At 54.1% G+C, this 22,961-nt stretch carries 17 protein-coding genes; 7 read left to right on the top strand and 10 right to left on the bottom strand.

All coding sequences use genetic code 11. The annotated features are described in order from the left end of the window. Positions 1 to 41: 41 nt before the first annotated feature. Genes ABD931_RS07365 through ABD931_RS07355 form a run of 3 tightly spaced genes read right to left on the bottom strand, consistent with a single transcriptional unit; the run spans position 42 to position 4,452 of the window. A complete protein-coding gene (locus ABD931_RS07365; protein ID WP_345265495.1) occupies positions 42 to 812 on the bottom strand; it encodes a LytR/AlgR family response regulator transcription factor in 771 nt (256 codons plus the stop codon). Next, positions 809 to 2,545, bottom strand: coding sequence for a histidine kinase (locus ABD931_RS07360; protein WP_345265493.1), 1,737 nt, complete (start codon positions 2,543 to 2,545; stop codon positions 809 to 811). The genes ABD931_RS07365 and ABD931_RS07360 overlap by 4 nt, the downstream gene beginning before the upstream one ends. After that, positions 2,542 to 4,452 carry a sensor histidine kinase gene (locus ABD931_RS07355; RefSeq protein ID WP_345265491.1) on the bottom strand — a complete coding sequence of 637 codons (1,911 nt, stop codon included), beginning with the start codon at positions 4,450 to 4,452 and terminating at the stop codon, positions 2,542 to 2,544. The genes ABD931_RS07360 and ABD931_RS07355 overlap by 4 nt, the downstream gene beginning before the upstream one ends. Before the next feature lie 403 nt (positions 4,453 to 4,855). Between ABD931_RS07355 and ABD931_RS07350 the strand changes: the two genes are divergently transcribed. From ABD931_RS07350 to ABD931_RS07325, 6 genes are all read left to right on the top strand, one after another. Then, a complete protein-coding gene (locus ABD931_RS07350) occupies positions 4,856 to 5,557 on the top strand; it encodes a hypothetical protein (protein ID WP_345265489.1) in 702 nt (233 codons plus the stop codon). Positions 5,558 to 5,643: 86 nt separating this feature from the next. Further along, a complete protein-coding gene (locus ABD931_RS07345) occupies positions 5,644 to 8,073 on the top strand; it encodes an outer membrane beta-barrel protein (protein ID WP_345265487.1) in 2,430 nt (809 codons plus the stop codon). A 285-nt stretch (positions 8,074 to 8,358) separates the two neighbouring features. Then, positions 8,359 to 9,582 carry an acyltransferase family protein gene (locus tag ABD931_RS07340; protein WP_345265485.1) on the top strand — a complete coding sequence of 408 codons (1,224 nt, stop codon included), beginning with the start codon at positions 8,359 to 8,361 and terminating at the stop codon, positions 9,580 to 9,582. Between the two features lie 235 nt (positions 9,583 to 9,817). Next, positions 9,818 to 10,345, top strand: coding sequence for a hypothetical protein (locus ABD931_RS07335; protein WP_345265483.1), 528 nt, complete (start codon positions 9,818 to 9,820; stop codon positions 10,343 to 10,345). 138 nt (positions 10,346 to 10,483) lie between these two features. Continuing rightward, entirely contained in the window at positions 10,484 to 10,606 is a 123-nt protein-coding gene (locus ABD931_RS07330) for a hypothetical protein (protein ID WP_345265481.1), read from the top strand. Between the two features lie 116 nt (positions 10,607 to 10,722). After that, on the top strand, positions 10,723 to 11,505 hold the full coding sequence (locus ABD931_RS07325) for a hypothetical protein (RefSeq protein WP_345265479.1): 783 nt from the start codon (positions 10,723 to 10,725) through the stop codon (positions 11,503 to 11,505). A 38-nt stretch (positions 11,506 to 11,543) separates the two neighbouring features. Here ABD931_RS07325 and rhaM read toward each other — a convergent pair whose 3' ends face one another. From rhaM to ABD931_RS07300, 5 genes are read right to left on the bottom strand one after another with little or no spacing between them, the layout of a single operon-like run. After that, complete coding sequence (rhaM, locus tag ABD931_RS07320; RefSeq protein WP_345265477.1) at positions 11,544 to 11,858, bottom strand: L-rhamnose mutarotase; 315 nt, start codon at positions 11,856 to 11,858, stop codon at positions 11,544 to 11,546. Positions 11,859 to 11,894: 36 nt separating this feature from the next. Beyond that, complete coding sequence (locus tag ABD931_RS07315; protein WP_345265475.1) at positions 11,895 to 14,303, bottom strand: hypothetical protein; 2,409 nt, start codon at positions 14,301 to 14,303, stop codon at positions 11,895 to 11,897. After that, on the bottom strand, positions 14,300 to 15,424 hold the full coding sequence (locus tag ABD931_RS07310; protein WP_345265473.1) for a DUF4249 domain-containing protein: 1,125 nt from the start codon (positions 15,422 to 15,424) through the stop codon (positions 14,300 to 14,302). The genes ABD931_RS07315 and ABD931_RS07310 overlap by 4 nt, the downstream gene beginning before the upstream one ends. A 10-nt stretch (positions 15,425 to 15,434) precedes the next feature. Next, entirely contained in the window at positions 15,435 to 18,197 is a 2,763-nt protein-coding gene (locus tag ABD931_RS07305; protein WP_345265471.1) for a carboxypeptidase-like regulatory domain-containing protein, read from the bottom strand. A gap of 2 nt (positions 18,198 to 18,199) precedes the next feature. Continuing rightward, the gene (locus tag ABD931_RS07300) at positions 18,200 to 18,919 is read right to left on the bottom strand and encodes a hypothetical protein (protein WP_345265469.1); all 720 of its coding nucleotides are present in this window, start codon (positions 18,917 to 18,919) and stop codon (positions 18,200 to 18,202) included. Between the two features lie 374 nt (positions 18,920 to 19,293). On the opposite strand from ABD931_RS07300, the gene ABD931_RS07295 reads away from it, so the two are divergent. Beyond that, entirely contained in the window at positions 19,294 to 21,135 is a 1,842-nt protein-coding gene (locus ABD931_RS07295) for an ATP-binding protein (protein ID WP_345265467.1), read from the top strand. Positions 21,136 to 21,148: 13 nt separating this feature from the next. Here ABD931_RS07295 and ABD931_RS07290 read toward each other — a convergent pair whose 3' ends face one another. Further along, complete coding sequence (locus ABD931_RS07290; protein WP_345265465.1) at positions 21,149 to 21,922, bottom strand: SDR family NAD(P)-dependent oxidoreductase; 774 nt, start codon at positions 21,920 to 21,922, stop codon at positions 21,149 to 21,151. 93 nt (positions 21,923 to 22,015) lie between these two features. Further along, positions 22,016 to 22,831, bottom strand: coding sequence for a phytanoyl-CoA dioxygenase family protein (locus tag ABD931_RS07285; RefSeq protein ID WP_345265463.1), 816 nt, complete (start codon positions 22,829 to 22,831; stop codon positions 22,016 to 22,018). Between the last annotated feature and the right edge of the window lie 130 nt (positions 22,832 to 22,961).

Here is a 22,961-nt window from a genome sequence, read left to right as displayed (position 1 = left end):
GGTTGATTGGACAAGCGCTATTGAACTAATGAACCACTCAACTACACCCAGCCAAATCGCTCCATCAGCCGCTCCTTCTGCTGGCGGGCGACAGGAATGTTGGTGCCGTTGCTAAGGATGAGGTACGTTCCCTCGCCTTTCACCAGTTTCTGGATGTGGTTGACGTTGACCATATACTGCCGGTGAACCCTTACAAAATCGCGGAGTTCGAGCACCTCCTGCACATCGCCCAGCGTTTTGGTCACCATGTACTGCTCCCCACTGTCGAGAAAGAACCGAGTGTAGTTGCTGTCGGCTTCGCAGTAAATGATCTTCTGAATGTCGACAAACACCACGCCACTGGCGTGGGGGAGGGCAATGCGTCCTTTGGTGGTTGGAGGCACACCGGCTGCTCCCGCTGGATGGCCAACGGGAGGGTAGTACTGACGCATGAGCTCCAACTGCTGCGGGTTGATGCGAGCGGTGGTCTCGGCTCGGCGGACAGTGGCAATGAGGTCAACGGTATCGATGGGCTTGAGCAGATAATCCAGCGCACTAAACCGAAAAGCCCGCACGGCGTACTGATCGTAGGCGGTTACGAAGACGATGTGGAAGTTAATCTCCCCCACCCGTTCGAGCAGTTGAAAGCCGTTCATCATCGGCATTTCGATGTCGAGAAACACCAATGCCGGCCGCAGGACCTGAATGGCTTTCAACCCTTCGGTGCTGTCCGTAAATTGGCCAACCAGTTCGACCTGCGGACAGTGCCGGTTCAGTTGCAGCGCCAGCAACCGGACGTTGTCGGGCTCGTCATCAATAATGAGGGCTTTCATATCGGTATCTGTATAATCACTTCCGTTCCGGCAGGCAGGCCATCTGTATCAACAAGGTCCTGAATTTCTACCTGGGTGTGGGTCTGGTACAACTGGTTGACTAAAGCGATCCGCTCGGAGGTCATTTTCATGCCGAACGACTTGCGGTGGCTGGCCGATTTACTTTTCAGTTCGGCGGCTCTGTTACGGCCTACCCCATCGTCGGTGATGGTTAGTTGAAGCAGATTTTCCTGCAACTGGCTGGCCCGTACACGAACGGTGCCGCCTTCGGGCTTGTGCATCAGCCCGTGCCAGATGGCGTTCTCCACGTAGGGCTGTAGCAGCAGGGGCGGAATCTCGACAAAACCCACATCAATATCCGGTTCAACTTCTACAAAAAAGGACAGCTTTTGCTTAAAGCGCATGGTCTCCATATCGGCGTATAGCTGTAGCATATCTAACTCGTTGCGGAGGGTTACCCGCTCGGAACGGGAATTTTCCAACACCAGGCGGATAAGTCGGGCGAACTTGGTGAGGTAGTCTGATGCTTTCTCGGAGTCGTTCTCGGTCGCGTAGAGTTTGATTGAGTTAAGACAGTTGAAGATGAAATGTGGATTCATCTGCGAACGGAGCCCGGTCATCTCGGCTTCGGCAACACGTCGTTCAAAATCTGAGCGGAGCTGACTGACCCGTTGCTCTTCCAGTTCACGCGCCTTCGTCAATACCTCTATTTCGCGTTGAGCCAGTTGACACTGGAGGTCAAGGGCATGTATTTGTTGCAGTTCTTGGTTTTCCTCCAGTTGCTGAATCAATTGCTGCTGGGCCTGGATTTTTTCGTCTCTATTCAGTTGGAAACGTCGTCCTAAAGCCAGCGAAAAACATAATATTTCTACTAACCTGCTAACCGCTATATAAAACAGTGGCATCCGACCCAGGATCTCATTTGTTGCCAGGTTAGTATAACCGACTAAAAACGAAACCCAATCACCACTCACCAATAATATAGTAGCTGTAAGAGCATATCGTTTGAGAACATGCTTACTACGGATAACTCCAAACATAAAAAGCAGCAATCCCCCATAGCTCAAAAAGTTAGTTGCCATGTATAGGTGCAACGAATGCACACCGAACAATTCAGTTACCGAAGCCAGCACAGATAAGGCAATGTATAAATAGAAGTAACGCAACCAACGTTCGAAACGGGGTTGTTGCTGCGGAATTTCAAGGAGGTAGCTAACAAAGCGGATGTAAGATGCCAGTATGCTATAATCCAGAATGACAATCAGACTTAAGAAGATTGGTATATTTGGTACCCTGGCAATTTCTTTAGACCATATACTCATTGCATGCAATAGCCAGATTGATGTCATTGTCAAATAGACAGCGTACCAGCCGTAAGTTGCTTCTCGATTGAGCAGATACTGGGTTGCGCTAAACAATCCTGTAAACATTAATGCCCCAAATACGGCGCTGAAGAAAGCCAAAACCAACATATTGGTTGACGTCTGGCCAGGCACCTGCAATCGGCTTAGTTGTTGATGTAAAGGCTGTCCTTCTTTTATGCCAAGTTGGGTCATATGAGTTAAGGTCTGACCCGGTGTTCGGTTTCTTGCCGACGACTCTTTTGTTAGTCGATTATTATGATGTAGATCAATCGGCCTGGAAAGTTTGTTAGGTAGCTGCCCCCATGCCAGCAGCGGACTAACTACCACCAACAGGAGAATAACGAACCAATGATTTCGTAACGTCTTCATACCGGAATCGTTAAGGTCACCCGTGTGCCGCAAGCTTCTCCGTAGCTATCAACCAAATCCTCAATCTGAGTTGTCGTTCGGATATTATACATCCGGTTAATCATCCGGATGCGATCCGCCGTCACTTGCATGCCGAACGACTTGTGCTTACTTGCCGATTTGCTTTTCAACTCAGCCGCTCTGGCCCGGCCTACCCCATCATCGGTAATCTCGATATGGAGCAGATTATCCTGTGGCTGGCGTACCTCAACCGTTACTGTTCCTCCTTCGGGTTTGTGCATCAGGCCGTGCCAGATGGCGTTTTCCACGAAGGGTTGCAACAGCAGGGGCGGGATACGCAGGTACTGCGGGTCTACCTCGGGTGAGACATGAATCTGGTATCGCAGCTTCTCCTTAAAGCGCATGGCTTCCAGCTCGATGTAAAGCTGTAAGGCTTCCAGTTCATTGCGCAGGGTGACGTGTTCAGAACGGGAGTTTTCCAATACCAGCCGAATTAACCGGGCAAACTTGGTCAGGAAATCGGACGCCTGTTCGGGGTCGTTCTGTAAGGTATAGAGTTTAATGGAGTTCAGGCAGTTGAAGATAAAGTGGGGGTTCATCTGCGCCCTTAGGGCCGTCATCTCGGTATCGGCCAGTTTCTTTTCGAACTCGGTTTCGAGTTGGCGGATGTGCTGCTGTTCAAGCAGGCGGCTTTGCTGCTCAATCTGTTGAGTTCGTTCGCCCAGTTGTGTTTCCAGTTCGTGCGTATAGCGTTCCTGAATTCGACGGTTTTCGAGTTCAATGCGTCGTCCGCGGTAGGCCAGCGCCAGCATGAAGCAGAAGGACTCAATGGCTAACCCAAGTATTATCCAAAATTGAGGATAATTGAAAAAAGCATCAGCTAACGCTGAGGTATCGTGAAAATAAAGGTCGAGCGAACCTGGAATAAAAGAAACGCCCAGCAGACTACTCAGCCCGGTTGCCAGGTAAGGGCGAATCGGAGACCGGCTTTGGAAGTTGATAACCAGCAGAATACCTGTTGCCAATGCGGAAGGCACCATGGCATAGATGTAAACAGCGTTGTTTAGGAACAAAGGCCGTCTGTGAATCCATTCGGCTATCGAGTGAATCTCCTGTATCGTCAGCACCGCCAGCAGTATCTGTAAGATTCGCCAGGTGCGCGGAAACCCTTTTCGTACATTCAATAAGTTGGCAACAAATAAGACGTAAAACGCTGAAATTAAAGCGACGTGAAACGGGCCAAGTATGTCTGAAACCTGGGGCGGAAACAGCCAATCCAAATCGAACGAAAATCGGTAGTTCATACTATACACCGAAAAAAGCGCACTTACCCCTGTGTAGAGTGCATAGAATAAATACGCAATGTCTCGGGATATAAGAAAAGAATAGAAGGCATACAGGCACATCAGGATTAACCATCCGGTGAGTAATGCCATACCCGCCAACAGCATATTCTCCGCAACGCCCCCAGGGCCAAAATGCCAGGCAACGCCTGCCGACGCAGTTATTAACTCAGACGAGATGCGAGTGGGGTGCCAAACGTAGCCGAGAACACGAACGAAATACTTTCGCTCGGTCAGGGGTGGCACGGTGAGGGGCAAGGCATACGGGCTGGGTCGGTTTGGATGCTTAAATGAGATACCGGTTTGCCCGAGCAGCCGGTTATTTTCGTAGAGCGTGATAAATCCATGAACGCCTGTTTTGTGCAGCACATGCAACGTATCGACTGGATGCGTATTGCGAAGGGTAAATCGCAGCCAGGTCACCATTACCGACCGGTCGGCAAAGGTGGTTCGCTCGTTGCGTTTTTCCGCAAAAGGCCGGAATGGATGTTTCTGGATAGCCGATAACGGCAGTGTATCACCAGAGTTATCTTCATAAAATACAGTATACGGTCCAATGTCCATCTGAGGGCCAGGCAGCCTGCCCGGCAGCCCCAGTGGGGCTTGTGCCCAACTCCTTATCCCCATCAACAACATTCCCCAAAACAGACACCAGCGCATAGGTTCGGCATTTGCCTAAAAATACTGATGATTAGAGCCTTAATCTACTTTTTATAGTGTGACTGGTCAGTTTTTTTGAGTGACTGGTCGATTTTCTGATTGGCCTGAGCGAACGGTCAGATTCATTACCATTTGCTTATTAACTCACAATTCCTGCGATCTACACAATAAAAGGCTACGCTTGTCAGCAGTTGTTTTCAGGTGGAAAAGCAACCTTATAGGTTTAGCAGCGCAATACTGTTGCCAAGTACCTGGCTTTCGTCGACTAAACCACAGACGCCCCCTCTACAATCAACAAAGTACCACCATGGAAAAAACGTACAAAAACATCGGCTATCTGTTCATCGCCATCTGGCTGATGGTGCTGATTGGTTTTCACCAAACCTATACGGTTTTCTTCCCCCAGTTTAAAAACTTCCGGTGGGAGCATCACCTCCACGGGGCTACGCTGATGACGTGGCTGCTGATGCTCATGGTACAGCCCTTCCTGATCAAATACGGGAAATATACCTGGCACCGCACCCTCGGCAAGCTGGGCTACGTGCTGGCTCCGCTGGCGTTCCTGTCTATGTTCAGCTTGGTCCGAATGGCTTACCTCCGTGATACTGCTCATCGCCCTGAGCCGGACGTACTGGCCGGATTAGCGATCAGTATTCCACCCATGCTGGCTTTTGGGTTGTTTGCCTCACTGGCCTTTCTGTACCAGAAACAGACCTTTTACCATGTCCGGTACATAACTGCTACTTCATTTCCACTGATTGGACCGGGTCTGGGCCGCGCCCTGATTACGTATGGCGGTGTACCGTTTCCGGTTGCGGTTAGCCTCGTATTCAGCCTGGCTACCCTCATTGCGCTGGTTTTTCTGCTGCTGGACCTGCGGAACCGAAAGAATCCCTATCCCTTACTGCTCATCTTCGGCATGCTCCTGCTAAACCTGTTGTGCTGGCAGTTTCAAACTTCCGGCTGGTGGCTGGCAACGGCCAAAACCTTTGCGTGGGCCTTCTTCTGAGGCAAAATGACCATTTTTTACCACTACACGGGCAGTTTGTCTTTATACCTTTCAGCCATAATGCCTCTCTTTTCTCCAGTTCAGTTATGAAATCCAGTGCTACAACCTTCTTCTATTTCCTTATTTCCGGTTCAGTGTTCAGTCAGTCTATTCGTGGGCAGGTGCAGGATACCGACGGCAAGCCTATGCCCTTCGTGAATGTGCTGCTGCTCAACAGCAAAGATTCTACGCTGGTCAAAGGCACCGTATCCGATGCGGCCGGGGCCTATACCATCGACCAGGTAAAGCAGGGTAATTATGTGGTGTCAGCGTCGATGGTCGGCTACAAGCGGGGCTTTGTGCCGCCGGTAACCGTCACCGACGGACAGGCAGACCTGAAAGCCCCCCTGCTGCAACTGGCCCCGGAGACCCGACAGTTGGCCGAAGTAGCCGTAACGGCCAAACGCCCTTTTGTGGAGCAGCAGATCGACCGCATGGTGATCAATGTGGCCAACAGCATTATCGCCAGCGGCAGTACCGCGCTGGAAGTGCTGGAGAAATCGCCGGGTGTCAGCGTCGACCGCCAGAACGATGCTATTCAGCTAAGGGGGAAAGATGGGGTAATTGTACAAATTAATGGCAAGCAGACCTACCTGGCCATGGCCGATGTGGTGGCACTACTGCGGGGTATGTCCAGCGACAACATCGACCGGATAGAACTCATCACCAATCCCTCCGCTAAATACGATGCCGCCGGTAATGCGGGTATCATCGACATCCGGTTAAAGAAAAACAATAATGTCGGCACCAATGGTACGTTGTCGGTAGCAGGCGGTACGGGGCGATTTAATCGCGAACGGGGCAGCCTTCAACTGAACCATCGTACCCGCTCACTGAACCTCTTTGGCAATTATAGCGGTAATCAGGGTGGCAACTACTGGGATTTTGCTACGTTCCGAAATCAGGCTGACCTCAGTAACCCGGCCAGACCACAACGGAACCTGGCCTATCAGGACTCGTATTTTCGGTTCCTGGAGTGGGGTCATAATGCTACTGCTGGTTTTGACCTTCTCCCCGGCAAAAACACCACGATCGGGCTCGTATGGACAGGTTTCTGGAGCAATCATGACGAAGAGGGACCGGCCGTATCCGCCTTTAAACGGGCGGAAAACGAACCGGTTTACTTTCGGGCTCAAACCGACAAAACCCAGGGCAGCCTGTCATCCAACCACATTGGCAACCTGAACATCCAGCACACATTCGGCAAAAAAGGGGGGCAGGTAAGCGCCGATGTAAATGTGGGTCGTTTTCAGCGTACCTACACAAATAGTTTACTGACCCGAACTGTACTGCCGGAGATCCCTGCTGGCCCACTGTCCGGCTTGTTTATCCTTATGCCGACCACCATTGACCTACGCACCATTAAGGCCGATTACAACCGGACACTGGGCTCCAGCTGGCGCCTGGAAGCCGGGCTGAAAAACAGTTCGGTTCTGAGTGACAACAACATGACGCTAAGCCGTGGCGAAGGTTCTGTTCTACAGCGGGATTCTGCTTTATCAAATCGCTTCCGCTATACCGAAAAGGTAAATGCAGCGTACGTGAATTTTTCGGGAAAACTGGATAGCAGAATGGATATACAGGTAGGCCTACGGGCCGAGCATACGCACTCGGAAGGCAATTTACTGAGCACGCAGCACGTAGTGACCCGAAACTACCTGAACTTATTTCCCAGTCTGTTTATCACCCGGGCGCTGACAAAAGATCATTCGCTGAACGTATCCTACAGTCGCCGGATTGACCGGCCTAACTACCAGAATTTAAACCCGGCCCGATCCTACGCCGACCCCTATGCGTATAGTCGGGGCAACGCCTTTCTGAAGCCGCAGTACACCCATTCGCTTGAGCTGAAGCACGGGTTCCGTAATAAGCTGTTTACCTCTTTTGGCGCGAGTTACACCAATGATCTGATTTATTATCTGATTCAACCCGTGGAGAACAATAAGTTTGAGCGCTATCCGGAAAACATCGGCAAGTCTCAGGCGTATAATTTGACCGTCAGTTTTCCGGTTGCCATTCTGAAAGGCTGGGTCTTACAGACATCACTGTTAGGAATCTACCGGGGGTATGATTTTGTGTATCAGGAAACGCCGGTTAGGGTCAAACAGATTTCCGGACGGATCAACGGCTCCAATGCGATTACGTTAGGAAATGGCTGGACGGCCGAATTAACGGGCTGGCTCAATACACCGGCGGTGGATGCCATCTGGTATTCGCCCTGGATGGGCTCCCTGGACGCCGGCCTGCAAAAAGCAGTGGGTTCCCGGTTAAAGGCTAAACTAAGCGTACAGGATGTCTTTCATACCAACCGTATTCTGGGTACCATTAAAGCGCCTGATTTTACCAGCAACGTTCGGATCGCCCTGGATACCCGGATCGCCATCCTGAACCTGACCTACACCTTCGGCAATCAGCAGATCAAAGGCATCCGCCAGCGCCGGACCGGCTCCGAGGAGGAAATCAATCGGGCAAATTGAGTAGGTCGAGTGGTTCATTGGTTGAGTGGTTAACCTGTACCAGTGATTTGGCTATAAAAGCCGGGCTCGTGTTACTAGACCAGAGCAATAGTACAGGAATAAAACATAGTCTTACCGCTTGCTCAAAAGTCTGATCAGCAGACTGTTTAAATTTTTTAAATTCCGACTAATCAGCTCTTTTAACCAATCTATTCCTCTTTTTCCGCTATGAACCACCGGGAATTTATTCAGCACAGCAGCGTAGACTCGCTCATTCGTAATTCATAACCGTCCACTTATTAACCAATGAACCAATCAACCACTTACCTGCCCAACCTCACCCCGCTGCGGGGGATTGCCGCCCTGCTGACGGTCATTTACCACGTCGACCTCTTCCTGGGTATGGGGGGCGATGTCCTCGTGAAGTTTGCCGATTCGAGTCTGCTTAGCCGGATGTACCTGATGGTTGATTTCTTTTTTGTGCTGAGCGGCTTTATTATGTGCCATGTATACGGCAACTGGTTTACCGGCACCGTCCAGCGCTCCGATTTCAGGCGGTTTACCATCGCCCGGTTTGCCCGTGTCTATCCGCTTCACCTGGCCATGCTGCTGGCTGCGGTGCTCATCTTTGGTGTCTCACGGGCGGCCGGTATCCCCGAAAACCCGGTACTGGAAACCGAGAACTCGGTCTACTCGTTTATTACCAACCTGCTGCTGTTGCAATCGATGAACCTGCACAAATGGTTCTCGTGGGTACACGCGTCCTGGTCTATCTCCACCGATTGGTGGATGTATATGCTGTTTCCGTTTCTGGTCCGGCCGATCTGGCGCATGGGCACCCTGGGGCGGGTAGGCGTGGTAACGGCCTGCATAGCCGGCTACGTCAGCATCATGCTGTTCTTCGTCCCGCAGGTTACCTTTCCGGACTCCCTTTCGTTTTTCAGGACCAGTAACCCTCCGCTCGACAACATCAACGTGGCCTTTCAATATGGGTTTCTGCGCTGCCTGTTTGGCTTCGTGCTGGGCATGATCACCTATCAGGTGTACCGCCGGTATGAAGGCATCGCCTGGCTGGCTAATGGCTATGCCCTGCTGCTGCTCACCCTGGGGGTAGGCCTGTGCCTGCATTTTGGCGTACCTGATGTTTTCACAGTGTCCTGGTACCCGTTCATCCTTTTATCGGCAGCGTACGGCAGCCGGCAGACCGATCGAATTCTGGGCACCCGCCCGTTTCAGCGCATCGGCGACTGGTCTTTCTCCATCTACCTGGTTCACCAGCCCCTGCTGTTTATTTTCAACAACATTAGTGTATATCAGTCGCTGGGCAAACCATCGGCCGGTGGCCCTCCGCCTAAACCTGATATGCTTACGGGCTGGCTACTCTGCCTGATTTTTGTCTGTATTACCCTGCTGGCCGCCCGGTTTACCTACCAGGTTATTGAAGTACCGGCCCGGCGCTGGCTCAACCAGCATTGGGGGCAACGCCCGGTTGCGCTCCCCGCCAACGTGCCGGCCGCCGGGAAAGTCTGACCGAACCGTTTTTCGAAAGCACCGGCGGCCGTGTTCGCGCCAGCCGTTGCTACACTGACCACCGCCATTCGTCAACCCGCTGCCACTATCTATCAATTAGGTCAGGCATCTTAGTGAACAGGCCGTCAACTTTGACTCGACCGGGGCAACAAAAATGGTCATTTTTGTTGCCCCGGATCGCCGAACAAACGACTAATGAGGTAACAGTCCTCTTTCGTTTAATAGCCTGTAGCCTATGGTACCGCTGATTTCAGACAAGACGTTGACGATCGACTCTCCGCTGACCAGAGAAAAAGCCCTCCGCCGGTTACGAGCCAACCTGATCCGGCCCGGCTCGTTTGTTGCCGGCGCCAACCAGGAGCCGGAGTACTTTCAGGGTACGGTCTGGGACTATGAATTTCAGCTTTCCCGCGTTACCTGGTATCCTGCGTGGTTTCTGCCTGCCATCACCGGCCGGCTCTACACGCATCAGGACCGGTTGACCGTTCGGGTAACAATAGCGCTGAGCCCGGCTGCCTGCGTATGTACCACCCTGGGGCTGGTGCTGATGAGCGTCTTCGCCCTTTCTCCGGTTGCCCGGTTCATCTCGTCCGGTCACCTCGATCCGGCGTCCCTGCTGCCCCTCGTACCGGCGGCACTGGTTTACCTGCTGGTCACCATTGGGTTTGCTATTGAAGCGGACCTTGCCACCCGGTATCTGAAACGCCTGCTGGACGCAGAGGCACCGGTCACAACCCTTAGCACACTGGCTTACTCTGGCTAACCGATTACTGGCACCTGTCAGATGTATGCAATTTGGTTGAGTGACCGATCGTCAATGCAGGATGTACAGCAATGAAGCACAGCCTTACAACTGTACTCTCCTTGTTGAGCCACCATAAACTTCAACCCTCATTTATGTATGAAAACGACCTCTCTCTTTCTATACCTGCTGATTGGCGTAGCGGCAGTCGGCTGCCGCTACGCCAATCAGCCGACGACCCGGCAAACCCCAGCTCGCAAACCGAATGCAAACCGCTGGTAGTCAACTATACAGAAGAAAATGACGTATATCTGGACAGGTTTGACTTTCAATACGAGTACAGGGCAGATGGGTTGCTTCTGAAGGAGACCAGCAAAGGTCAGCTAAAAAACAAGCAGATGGGTACAACCTCCGACTACAGTTCGATCACCACCTATACCTATGACGCCGGCGGCTTCCTGACTTCTCAGGTTCATGAGTCCACCCGAACCTATACCGATAACGGCAAACCAATGACTCATCAGACGCGCCACACAACTCAGTATGAGTATAGCAACAATCAGATCAAACGGGAAACAACCCGCAACACCGGCAGCAACGGACAAACCACTACTCAGGTTGTTGACTATGCCTACGATGCCCAGGGAAACCTGATCAGGAAAACGGAAGACGGTTATAACGGAGACAGCTATATCAGTACGTACGAGGGCGGAAAGTTGATCAGCTATGTAAATCGGGCGAGTAACGGTAAGGAATCCAGCCTGTACATCTTCGAAAATGGTCTGGTTAAGCAGCGTATCTCCGATTTCAGCCCAACCTCGTTTACAAAGTACGCATACGATGCGCAGGAGCGCCTGGTGCGGGAAGAATCCTGGTACGACGGTAAGATGACCCGCCTTATTGTGACGGAGTATACCGATGGGCGGTTCCCAATGACGGGCCTGCTCGTTCGGAAAGGATTTCCGACATTGAAAAGCAAATTCGGTACCGAAGGACTGTCTACAAAGCGAACAGAAACCAACGTAATTACCGGCCAGACTGAATACGAGTCTACCTCGACCTACCTCCTGAATGCCAGTGGTTTTCCCACCCAAATTCAGGGAACTTCAGTCTACTCAGGCGCGTCAAAATCGGCTAACCAAATCAAAGTAACCATAAACTACACCCAATGCTCCCGGTAAACCGGTAGCCTGTCAGGTAGCCTCGGCATTTGGATTCATTACTCCAGATGAAACACCCGCTCCAGCGGCTTCACCACCGGCGACGAATCGGCGTTGGTGTCCATCAGGTCGGCCATGTAGGCCCACCAGCGCTGCATGATGTCGGTGCCGGGCAGATCGTCGGCCGTATGGTCGTCGGTGCGTTTCTGCACAGCGAAGAGGGTGCCGCTGGCGCGGTCGAGGTAGATGGAGTAGTCACGGATACCGGCTTCGTGCAGCGCCTGCGACAGTTCGGGCCAGATTTCGTCGTGCCGGCGCTTGTATTCCGCTTCAACGCCGGGTTTCAGTTGCATGGTAAAGGCGAGTTCGTGCATATGTAGAAAAGGTGCTAAAGAATTAGTCTGGCCGGCTTACCTCACCGGATTGGTTACCACAAACTGCACCCGCCCGCTGCCGGCCTGTCCGTCGCGGGTAAGCCCGGTTACCTCCACTACATAGGTACCTTCCTGGTCGGAAGTGTAGAACGGCAGGGCAGTTTTGCCCTGGGCGTTCGGTTGGACCGACGGGTTCCAGTACAGCAGCGTCCGGCCGTCGGGGATGCGGCCGGCGAGCTGGCTCTGGGTTTCGTAGCGGGGGGTGTAGTATTCCCGTGGCACCTGCAGGCCATCGTACGGCTGTTGGACCACATACGAAGGCAGCGAATACCCGGCCAGGTCGCCTTTGTAGGTCATCAGACTGAAGACACCGCTCACAAAATTGGAGTTCACAAAGTAGCGGTTGGTAACTACATCCATCTGCCGGATCTTCAGCGGACTGAACGCCATCAGCTTATCCATATCGAATATCGGTACGCCATCGATCATCACCAGCCCCTGTTCCTCAAAAAACTCCCGGTACGGCGAGTTCGGAATCACCAGCCGGAACGAGCCCTGCCGTTTGCGGGGTAAAATGCCCCGGACGTATTCCCGCAGGACCTCTTCCATCGCCGGAAAACGGGTGTAGTCGTCCAGCCGGTACCGTTCCGAGGGGGTGCCATAAAAAGCCGTGCTGTCGATGGCCGGATACTGGTAGCCCATGAGCTTGTCGCCCCAGTAGCGGCTTTGCACCTGCATGGCTACGCTGCGGTCGAGGAGTTGCTGCGTGTGCTGCTCACTGAAATCAAACGGCGGCAGCCGCGTGGCCGACAGCGCCCCGGCAAACGGGCTGTCGATGGTCAGGCGCAGGCTGCTGTCGGCCGGATTGGGCTGGGCCATGATCAGGTGCGACCCATAAAAATCCTTTAGTTCGAACAGCACCTGCCCGCTCGAATCACTCCGGGAAGCATACAGGCGCAGGAGCTTACCGGGAACCGAGAGGTACACCAGTTTTCTGAAAACAGGTACCTGGGAAAGCGGATCAACCAGCCGGCCCCGAATCAGGTGGCCGTTGTATTCGGGCACGAACGGGAAGGCAGGGCGCGACTGCGTCAGCACGTTTTCCCACCGGAACCGACGCCAGCCGTGGGTCAGCATCAGGTTATCGGTGGCCTCCCGTCTCTCGGCGCTTTCGGCCTGCAGGTAATACTCCGGCGATTCGATGGTGCCCCGCAGGTCGGAGGTCAGCCACAGGTAGCTGAGCATCGTCGCCGACGACAGCGCCGGCAGGGAGTCGAGCCGGTACACCGCCACCGACAGATCGGCTCGCCCACCGGCCGGGGCGGGTACCTCCACCGACAGGTTTACTTTGGTTCGGGCCGCGTACTGGTCCTGATCTGTTTTGAGCTGAATGGTGAGCGGCTGCTCAGGCCGTTTGAAATACAGTCGCTCGCAAACCGGCCGGCGGGCCTGGTCGAACAGGGTCAGGTGCGAAATGCCCTCGCCCAGCGCCTTTTTATCGAGCAGAAAGGTGGTTTCCCGCCCCAGCGTCCGGGTTTCCGCCACCGTAACCAGTTGGCGGGTGTGCCCCAGCAGATGCACCGCTCCGGCATCGGTCAGGTTGGTGCGTACCGTCACCCTCAGTTGGTTACCGATACCCTCCTCGACCCGCATGGTATAGCCCTGCGCGCTCACCGCCGGCAGCGGGCGGGACAGCGTCCGGTTCTGCGCGTCGCGGATGACCGCCCGGTAGGTGGTGTTATCGGCCGGCGTAAATTGAAAATGCCCTATCCCGAACTTGTGCGGCCGGAAACGGGCTACGGTATCGTTCTGCGCGTTGAGCAGCCAGCCCTGGAAGTCGATACCCCGGCCGGCGGCATCCGTCACCCGAAACGCCACCTTGCCGGGCAGTCCGCTCACCAGATTGCCCCCTTCCGGAAAAAACTGCATATCGTATTCCGGCTGAGAAGGCAGATTGGGCAGGCCCAGGCGTTTGAGCGGGTTTACGACGGTAATGGCTTTCTCGAAAAAAAAGTCGGCACCGGCGTTCTTCATCCAGTTGGTATACGCCCGGAGGAGGTAGTGGCCGGAATTGAGCGAATGAGGAAGTGGCAGGGCACCGTTGCCACTGCCCCCGGTCATCGGGAGCTTGGCCTGCAGCACCGGCTGCTGGTTGTGGTCCAGCACGTCCAGGTAAGTGACTTTGCTCATGTCGAGCGGGCGGTGGGTGGTGCCATCCACGCAGTATACCTTGAACCAAAGGGTCTCTCCGGTGAGGTATACCGCCTGGTCGGTATGCACAAACACTTTTTCCTGAAGGGCCTGCCGCCGGTACTGGTCAAACCGCTGCACCACCTCGCGGAGGGCGTCGGCCGGCTGGGCATACCCTACCGTTGTGCTGAGCAGCACCAGAGCTACTGCCCTCAGCCGTATCCATTTAGTCTGATGAGTCTCCGCCTGTTTCATTCGTCCCAGAAAGCCGGTTTTTTGTTGGTGCCGCGCAAACGGCAGTCGACGCAGTAATTATCCGAAGCCAGGTACCCTCCCCCGCCCTCCAGTTCCGATACCGGCTGAAAATTCATCTCGATCAGGTCTTTTAGTGTTTTGGCCGTGTCGAGCCGGCAAAAGCTGTAGCCCGTATTGATCGTCCAGTTGGGCAACTGGTACCGCTTGACGTAAATCCGCCGGGTTTCGACCGAGCCGACGCTGAAGTACCCCAGCACCGGCTCGCTGGGATTGGTGATGCAATGCATATTGCCGGTGAGCAAAAACGGTTGAGGATCAAACAGAGAGCCGATGTTCTGGGTCATTTTGGCGAGCTGCTCCCAGAACGCGTAGGCATCCCGGCTGAGGGCATATTGCCGGACCAGGATGCTGTAGCGGCTGCTCAGCTTCCACGAATCCGCGGGAATGGTGGTCAGGGGAAACAGGCTGACAACGTCCTGACTCAATCGCGCCGTAGACCCAACCATGATGCTTTTTGAGCTTTCGCCCGACCAGCAGCGGTAGGTGTTTTCTGCGCGGGTTATCACTTGTTTGTCTTTTAACTCCAGCGTTGCATTGTAGGGGGTAAAGAACTCCCAGGTTTCGTCGAACTCCCAGCGGTAGTAGCGGGTGTTGTTTTTCGGATCATGCGTATTCACATAGATCTGCAGGCCGTTCGATGTGGGCCGCCAGCTTACACTGTCAATGACCGGCGTGGTCACTACGGTCGTGAAGTCCGACAGGTATTCTACGCCTTTGGCGGTTTTGATACGCAGCCGGTACTTCTGATTGGCCTGCGGCACCAGATCCGTCAGGGTATATACGCCCCCACCCGTCTCGCGAAACGCATACGTAGCCCGGCCTTCGGTCTCTACCGTGACTACGGCTCTGGTCTCGGCCACCGACGTATTTTTTTCCGACAGATTCTGCGTGCGCGACAATCGGATGCTGGTTGTGGTACCCGGCTTACTGTTGAGAAAGCCATCGACCACCAGGTAGTTGTTGGGGGCCGCGATTTCGGGCGGGCGGTAGGGATCAACACAGCCACCCAGGCTCAGAATAGCGACCCAGCCAATGACTTTTTTCCAGTGTTTATAGTGCATAGCGGTGTGGTCAGAATTTAAAGTTGTAGGTAACAGACGGGATCGGCTGGCCGAAAATCGATAGCTGGTAGCCGCGGATAACACCATTCTCCGATTTAAAATAAACGGAGTAGGCATTACGCCGACCCGTCAGGTTATACACGGCCAGGGTCCATGAGCTATGTGCCAGCTTCCGGATCTTGTGGTTGCCCTCGATATTCATGGCAAAATCGGCCCGGTAATAGTCGGGTATCCGGTACTGGTTGCGCTCGGAGTACACCAGCCGCTGGGCGTTGCCGAGGGTGTATTTGGCCAGCGGCAGGGTAATGGGCCGTCCGGTGCTGTAGGTGAAATTGAACGACAGGCTGAACCGCCGGCTAAGCTTATAATTGCTGATGAGCGTAAAATCGTGCGGTTTGTCGAAGTTGCTGGGGTAGAACTGGCCCTGGTTGATCGACTCCGACGCAATGGGGTTCTGCACCCGCAGCAGCGTACGGGCGTAGGTGTAGCTCACCCAGCCGTTGAGCTTACCGGTCAGTTTTTTCACCAGCAGCTCTACCCCATAGGCCACGCCCTCGGCCTGCACCACATCGGTTTCGATATGGTGATTCAGAATCAGGTTGGCCCCGCTGCGGAAATCCAACTGGTTCTGGAGCGTTTTGTAATAGCCCTCTACCGACGTTTCGATGGTGTTGTTCTTGAAGTTCCGGTAAACGCCCACCGAAAACTGATCGCCCACCTGCGGTTTCAGGTGCGAGTCGCTCAGCTTCCAGATGTCGGTCGGCGAAATAGCCGTGGTATTCGACAGCATCTGAATATACTGCCGCATCCGGTTGAAACTTACCTTCACGGATGTTTCCGACGAGAGCGCATACCGGGCCGAGAAGCGGTATTCGGGGCCGTGGTAGGTGCTGATGTTCTGGTTCCGGCCGTATGTCAGGGTATCGGTGATGTTGGCGACCCGGATCGGCAGACCGGGGGCGTAGGTATACACCGCTTTGGGCCCCAGGTGGTTGTACAGTGAATACCGCAGCCCCACATTGATGGCCAGGCGCGGGCTGATGTCGAATTTATCGCCGATGTACACGGCACTCTCCAGCCCCTGCTCAGCCGGCACTACATCCGACAGAATCAGCGATTTGGTGCCGAGTGGCTGAAAATTGCCCGGCAGTAGCCGGTAGTGGGTGGTGCTGATGCCGAAGTCGACGGTATGCTGCGACGTAGGGAAGTAGCTGAAATCGGCCTTCAGGCTTGACTGATGAATGGCAAAATTCAGTTGGTAGGCGTTGACCGGATTAGCCTCGCTCGATACCGTGTACTGATACCCACTATACCCGCCGGTGAAGACACTGTACAGCTTGTTGTTGAAAATATGCTTCCACTTCAGCGTAGCGTTCCGGTTCTGGTAATTAAAAGTGGTATCACTGCCGAGCCGGAAACGATCCTGACTCAGGTAGCCGGTCAGGTACAGCGTATTGCTCTCGTTGATGTCGTGGGTCACGTGCAGGTTGAGGTCGTAGAATGACGCCCGGCTGTTGCGGAAGGTAGGGTTGCGAAGTTGTTTCAGCAGCCAGTTGGAATAGGTCGACCGGCCACCGATGATGAATGACGTTTTGTCTTTAATGATCGGTCCTTCCAGCGTCAGCCGGCCGGTGAGCAGCCCGATACCGCCCGAACCGGCAAACTTTTTCTTGTTGCCGTCGCGGGTGAGCACTTCCAGCACCGACGACAGACGGCCGCCATACCGCGCCGGAATACCGCTTTTATACAGCTCCACGCTTTTGATCATATCCGGGTTGAAGGCCGAGAAAAAGCCGAACAGGTGCGAGGGGTTGTAAATAATGGCGTCGTTGTACAGGATCAGGTTCTGGTCGGTGGCCCCCCCGCGAACGTTGAGGCCGGTGGCGCTTTCGCCTACGGTTTTTACCCCCGGCAGGGTCATCACCACCCGCAGCAGATCGGCCTCACCCATAGCGGAAGGAATTTGCCTGATGGTGCGGATATCGACCCGCTGCTGACCCATCTGGAGGCCGGCCACGTTTACGTCTTTCTCGGCCGAGATCACTACCTCCTTGAGCGGAATCACGTCGTCTTCCAGCTCAAGGTCCAGCTTGCCGTCGTTGTACAGGACAATGCGTCGGCGGGTATCTTTCAGGCCGATGCTGCGAATTTTGAGGTCGTGCCGGCCGCGGGGCAGCGTCATGGAGTAGTAGCCAAACTGATCGGTGGTGGTGCCGATGCGCGGATTGTCGATATATACAGCCGCCCCGATAATGGGCTCACCCGAGGCCACGTTACGCACATGCCCGGCAATAGTAGCCCGACCGGGCCGGATCGGTGAGGTGGGCCGGCCAATATCATACAGCTTATCTTCCGGCTCCACCTGCTTCCGGCGGTTACCCGTCAGGGCCAGCAGTGAATCGGTCCCTGCATCAACACCCCGCTGGAAAAAGCCGATAGGCAGTTCGGTGCGGATGGGCGCATCCAGGGTCACATACACCCGACGGCGACTATCAATGGCGTAGGCGAACGAGGTATTGGCAAAGATTTGCCGCAGCATTGCGGGCACTGTCTGCCGGTCGGCCCGCAGCGTTACCCGCAGGCTATCAACCTCGCCGGGGTTGAAGAAAAACCGGTACGGCGTATTGGCTTCTACCGTGCGGACAAACGAGGAGAAGCGTTCGTTCGTAAACTCCCCGTTGAGCAGCGGTTCGGTTTTGTCCTGCGCAGCAGTGGGATTCGCCAGGCCGGAAACAAGCAGCAGCAATGCACTGATTCGGTACAGTAAAGGCATACTCAGCGGGTTAAGGATTCGTATTCGCGCACAACGCCTGTAATAGCCTCTGCCCGCTGTTGTTTAAACCGGAGCTGGTTTGTTCGCAGGTATTTTCGCAAGGCTTTTTTTTGATCGGCAAACAGGTTGAGCAGGGCCGGCTTTGAGTTCACCTCGTGGTAAATACCATCTTTCATCACAAAAAAGCGATCTTTTACCAGGTAATTTGCCTGGTAGAAGCCCTGCGACACATCTTCTTTGATATACTTTACCCGTTTCACCAGGGCCTTCAGTTTGCCATTGTAAAGGAGTTCATAAAAGCCCGGCCGCATACCCGACAGGCTGTCGCCCGCCAGCCGCACAAACTGCCGGGTAGCCAGCGAAAAAGAATCTACCTGATCGTTTTGCAGCCGGATCAGGTACGCAGCCTCAATGGGGCGCACCACCAATTCGTCGCGCACCACATCGTACAGCATCGGCACCGGCCGGTAGCGCACGCCGTTGTACACCACCTGTCCGACAAGCATACTGTCGACGGGAAAAAACGGGTGAATTTTGATGCGGGGATCGTGGCTGACGTATTCGTTGCCGTTGTACAGGTGAGCCTGCCGGCTATACACCTGCTCGTAGCGGGCAATGGCGTGTTGCCGGGCCTCCTCGATAAACGAAGGGGCGGTATCGGTCAACTGAGCGAAAACGCCCTGGGTACTCAGCAGCAGAAAGGGTAAGGACAGAAAGCGCATACATTACCGGAAAATGTACAAAAAGACCCAAACGCCAAAGCAGGGGTTGTAAGCATCCCTACTCAATTTTGAACCAGGTCGTTGCACTACCGACGGGTAATTTATGCATTTTATGAGTTGAAGGAACGCAGATGACGTGGATTAAGTGAATCAGCACGGATAAAATCTTATAAAATTCGTGTAAATCGGCTCAATCCGCGTCATCCGCGTTTCATTGACCAACACAGGATAATTTTCAAAAGTTTTTCTGTCTTTTCACCCGCACACTTTTTAGATTTAACAGTTGTATTAGCGTGGGAAAACCATATTACCTGCCCCCGCAGACGTTTACGTAAGTAGATAAATAGCTTATATCATTGCTCAACGAATTTCGTTTGGAAGTTGCCGCGTCTCCCTATCTGTTTCTGGGACTGGCACCTGTTTATGCAGAGTCCGGACACCTGGAAAGCGTCCGGGTACAATCGGCGAGCCCGGCCGCCATTGATCTCTTCGGCCTGCCGGAAGAAGCAACCGACCAGCCCCTTACTAATCTGCTCCCGGCCATGCTGTCGGCGCCGGTACGCACCCAGCTCCAGCAGGTACTTGATTCGGGCGACGACCGGCAGTTTGACCTTCAGCTTCTTACACCGACCGGCAACCGCTGGTTCGACGTGCGGGCCAGCCGGGCTTCCGCCACGGATCTCCACCTGCTGTTCTGGGACATTACCCGCCACCGCCGGAAAGCCCAGTGGCTGGAAGATATTCTGGATACCACCCGCAAGGGCGTTGTTGTGTACGAAGGTATCCGTGACGAACGAGGGGTAATCATCGATTTTATTGCGATTTACTGTAATCCGGCGCTGGCCGACATGACCCTGCAAAAGCCGGACGACATTCTGAACCGCACCGTTACGGAACGCTACGCCGATGCTATTGGTGATAAGCTGTTCAACAAATATATATCGGTTCTTGAAACGGGCGTTTCTGTCCGAAAACTACAATATTTGGACCAGCAGGAGCGCTGGTACGAAGTTTCGCTGGAACGTATGCAGGGGTACCTTATCGCCACCTATGAAGAGATTACCAGGGCCCAGCATACCGCCCGGCAGGAAGCGCAGAACGCACTCCTGCTGAACAGCGTTCTGGATGCATCACTGACCGCCATTATCGCTATCGACAGCGTCCGCGACGAAACCGGCACCATCACTGACTTCATCTGCCGAATCGCCAACAATACCTTTATCCGGGTATCGGGCCGGCCGGCAACGGATATTATTGGTCACCGGATGCTGGAGAAGCATCCCCATTTTCTAACCTCCGAAGCCTTCAGCCGCTACGTCGACGCGGTGGAGACGGGGCAATCCCAGCAGTTTGAGCAGCATTTTCCGGGTCACCACGGCGACCGGTGGTTTACTGTTTCGGTGGTTAAAAAGGGCGACGGGCTGGTGCTCTCTTTCATGGAGATTACCGACCTCAAGCACACCCAGCACCAGTTGGAGGCCTCCGTAAATCAGCTCAGCCAGTCGAACTACAACCTGGAACAGTTTGCCTACGTAGCCTCGCACGACCTCCAGGAGCCGCTGCGTAAGATCCAGGCATTTAGCGACCTGCTGATGCACCACCATGCCGAGTTCCTGAATGAAGCCGGGCAGGATCTGCTGCGCCGGGTGCAGGATGCCGCCCGCCGGATGCAACTGCTCGTCCGCGATCTGCTCACCTTCTCCCGGCTGACTACCCGATCGGAAGAGTTTGAGAAAGTCGACCTGAATAAACTTGTGCGGGACGTACTCAATGATCTGGAAATGGGCATTGTCGAGCACAAGGCACATATCAACGTGGGGCCGCTGCCAGAGGTGTTTGGCAGTTCGCTCCGGCTACAGCAACTTATTCAGAATCTGGTCAGCAACGCCATTAAGTTTCATAAACCGGGTGAAGCGGCAGTGGTCAGGATTACCGCCACGGATGTGGCCGGCCATCAGCTACCGCCCCCCCTCAACGACCAGTCCGACAAACGTTGGGTAGCCATTGAGGTGACGGATAACGGCATCGGTTTTGAAGAAAAGTATAAAGACCGCATTTTTCAACCCTTCCAGCGGCTGCACGGCCGGCACCAATATGCCGGTACCGGCATCGGCCTGGCCGTATGCAAGCATGTTGCCGAGTCGCATGGCGGGGCCATCAATGTCCGCAGCCAACCGGGTGCCGGCAGCACATTTACTTTATTTTTGCCGGTATAGAGCCTGTTACCCCTTATTGGTAAATCTGCATGGCGGTTTTCTCAACCAGCCCTTTCGGCATCAGCCAGACCATAAAGGCCCCCAGCTTGTTGATCAGGCCCGGAATGACCTCAGCCTTGCCGGCCAGCATACTTTCGACCGACACGGCGGCCACGGCTTCCGCCGTCATGTTCACTTTTTGAGCGGCTTTCCGTCCTTTTTCACCGATGTTGGCGCGTTGCACAAAATCCGTGTCAGTAGACCCGGGGCTGACGCAGGTCACCGATACCGCACTGCCGGCCAGCTCCTGCCGCAGACCCCGGCTGAAGGTCAGCATAAACGCCTTGGTGGCAGCATACAGGCTCAGCAGCGGCACAGCCTGGTAAGCCGCCGAACTGGCAATATTCAGGATATAGGCCCTGGATTGCTGCCGGAGTTGCGGCAGCAATAACTGCGTCAGTTGCACAGGCACCAGCATGTTCACGTGCATCATGTCCAGGTTTTCCGCCACGGTATACTTCTCAAACGATCCGCTCAGCCCGTAGCCGGCATTGTTCACCAACACCTGAATGGTGTATTGCCGGCTCCGGCACCAGTCGAAAATCTGCTGCGGGGCTTGTGCGCCGGCCAGGTCGAGCGCCAGGTAATCGGCTTTAATCCGGTATTTGTCGGCGAGGTTTTGGGCCAGCGTCTGCAAAAGCGATTCGGAGCGGGCCACCAGCAGCACGTTGAAGTTGCGCCGGGCCAGTTCTTCAGCAATGGCTTTCCCGATGCCTTTGCTGGCACCGGTAATAAGGGCATATGACATGGTCACATCAGGTTTGGACAAAAAAAGAGGCCAACTCCCGTTGGCCTCGTGAATATACAGCCCCGCTGCCATGCAGGCATAGCCGCGAGATGATTATTTATGTACTTTCTGTAGGAAGCGGTGGTACAGCGGAGTTTTGCTGTTCTCGTGCTTGGGCATGAATTTACCCGTCACAACCGGCACATACATCACCCGCCGACGGCTTGCCTCCCCAAAATAAGGCGACTGCTGAACGCGGTGCCATAAACGTCCGTCGTGTACCGTCAGGTCACCGGCGTTGATGTCAAACCCGATTTCGCGGGGGTCCGGATTGTTGTCGATAAAGTACTTTTTGCCGAACAGCAGTTTGAGCATGCCCTGCTTATGCGTGCCGGGAATGACGCGCAGCCCACCGTTCTCGAACGGAGTCGTATCCAGGTGAATGCCCACATTCAGCATGGGCATAATTTTCTGGCCCAGGAAGATATCCCGCGGGCTGTCGGTATGCCAGCCCATCTGCGAAAACCCGCTGTTGTGCGTCCGGACGTAATGGTTCAGCACCAAACCATCTTTTTCGTTCTCCGCAATGCGCCCTTCGTAGGGTTGCAGAAACTCCACAACCGACTGCAGACGGGGGTCCTGCAGAAACTCATGCATAGCGGGGCTGTGCATCGACAGGAAACAAAGTCGCTGGATAATCTTATTCCCCTCTTCGTCCTTACCAAACTTCAGGGGAACACCGTTCACCTTGTCCCGCCCTTCGTCAAGCCACTGCTTTTCAATTCGGGTTAGCTCCTGAATAAAAAGCCGGACTGTATCCGGATGAATGAAATTCCTGAAAATAATGATGCCATGTTTGTCAAAAAAGGCCTTCTGCTCCTCGGTCAACCCCAGGCCTAATTGATAATCCGGACAGTCGAGTTTCCTCATGATAATACTTTTATAATGGTGTCTGTGGTTACAAGTAACAAATGGCAATTGAATATATGCCAATAATAGCGCTAATTAATAAAAGCAAATCAACTCAACCAAATTATTACGCTTAGATTAAGCTTAGATT

Origin of the sequence: Nibrella viscosa, from assembly GCF_039541875.1 — a bacterium.
Lineage (GTDB): Bacteria > Bacteroidota > Bacteroidia > Cytophagales > Spirosomataceae > Nibrella > Nibrella viscosa.
The sequence above is the reverse complement of the archived record's forward strand: the minus strand, read 5'-3'. Positions and strand labels throughout refer to the sequence as shown.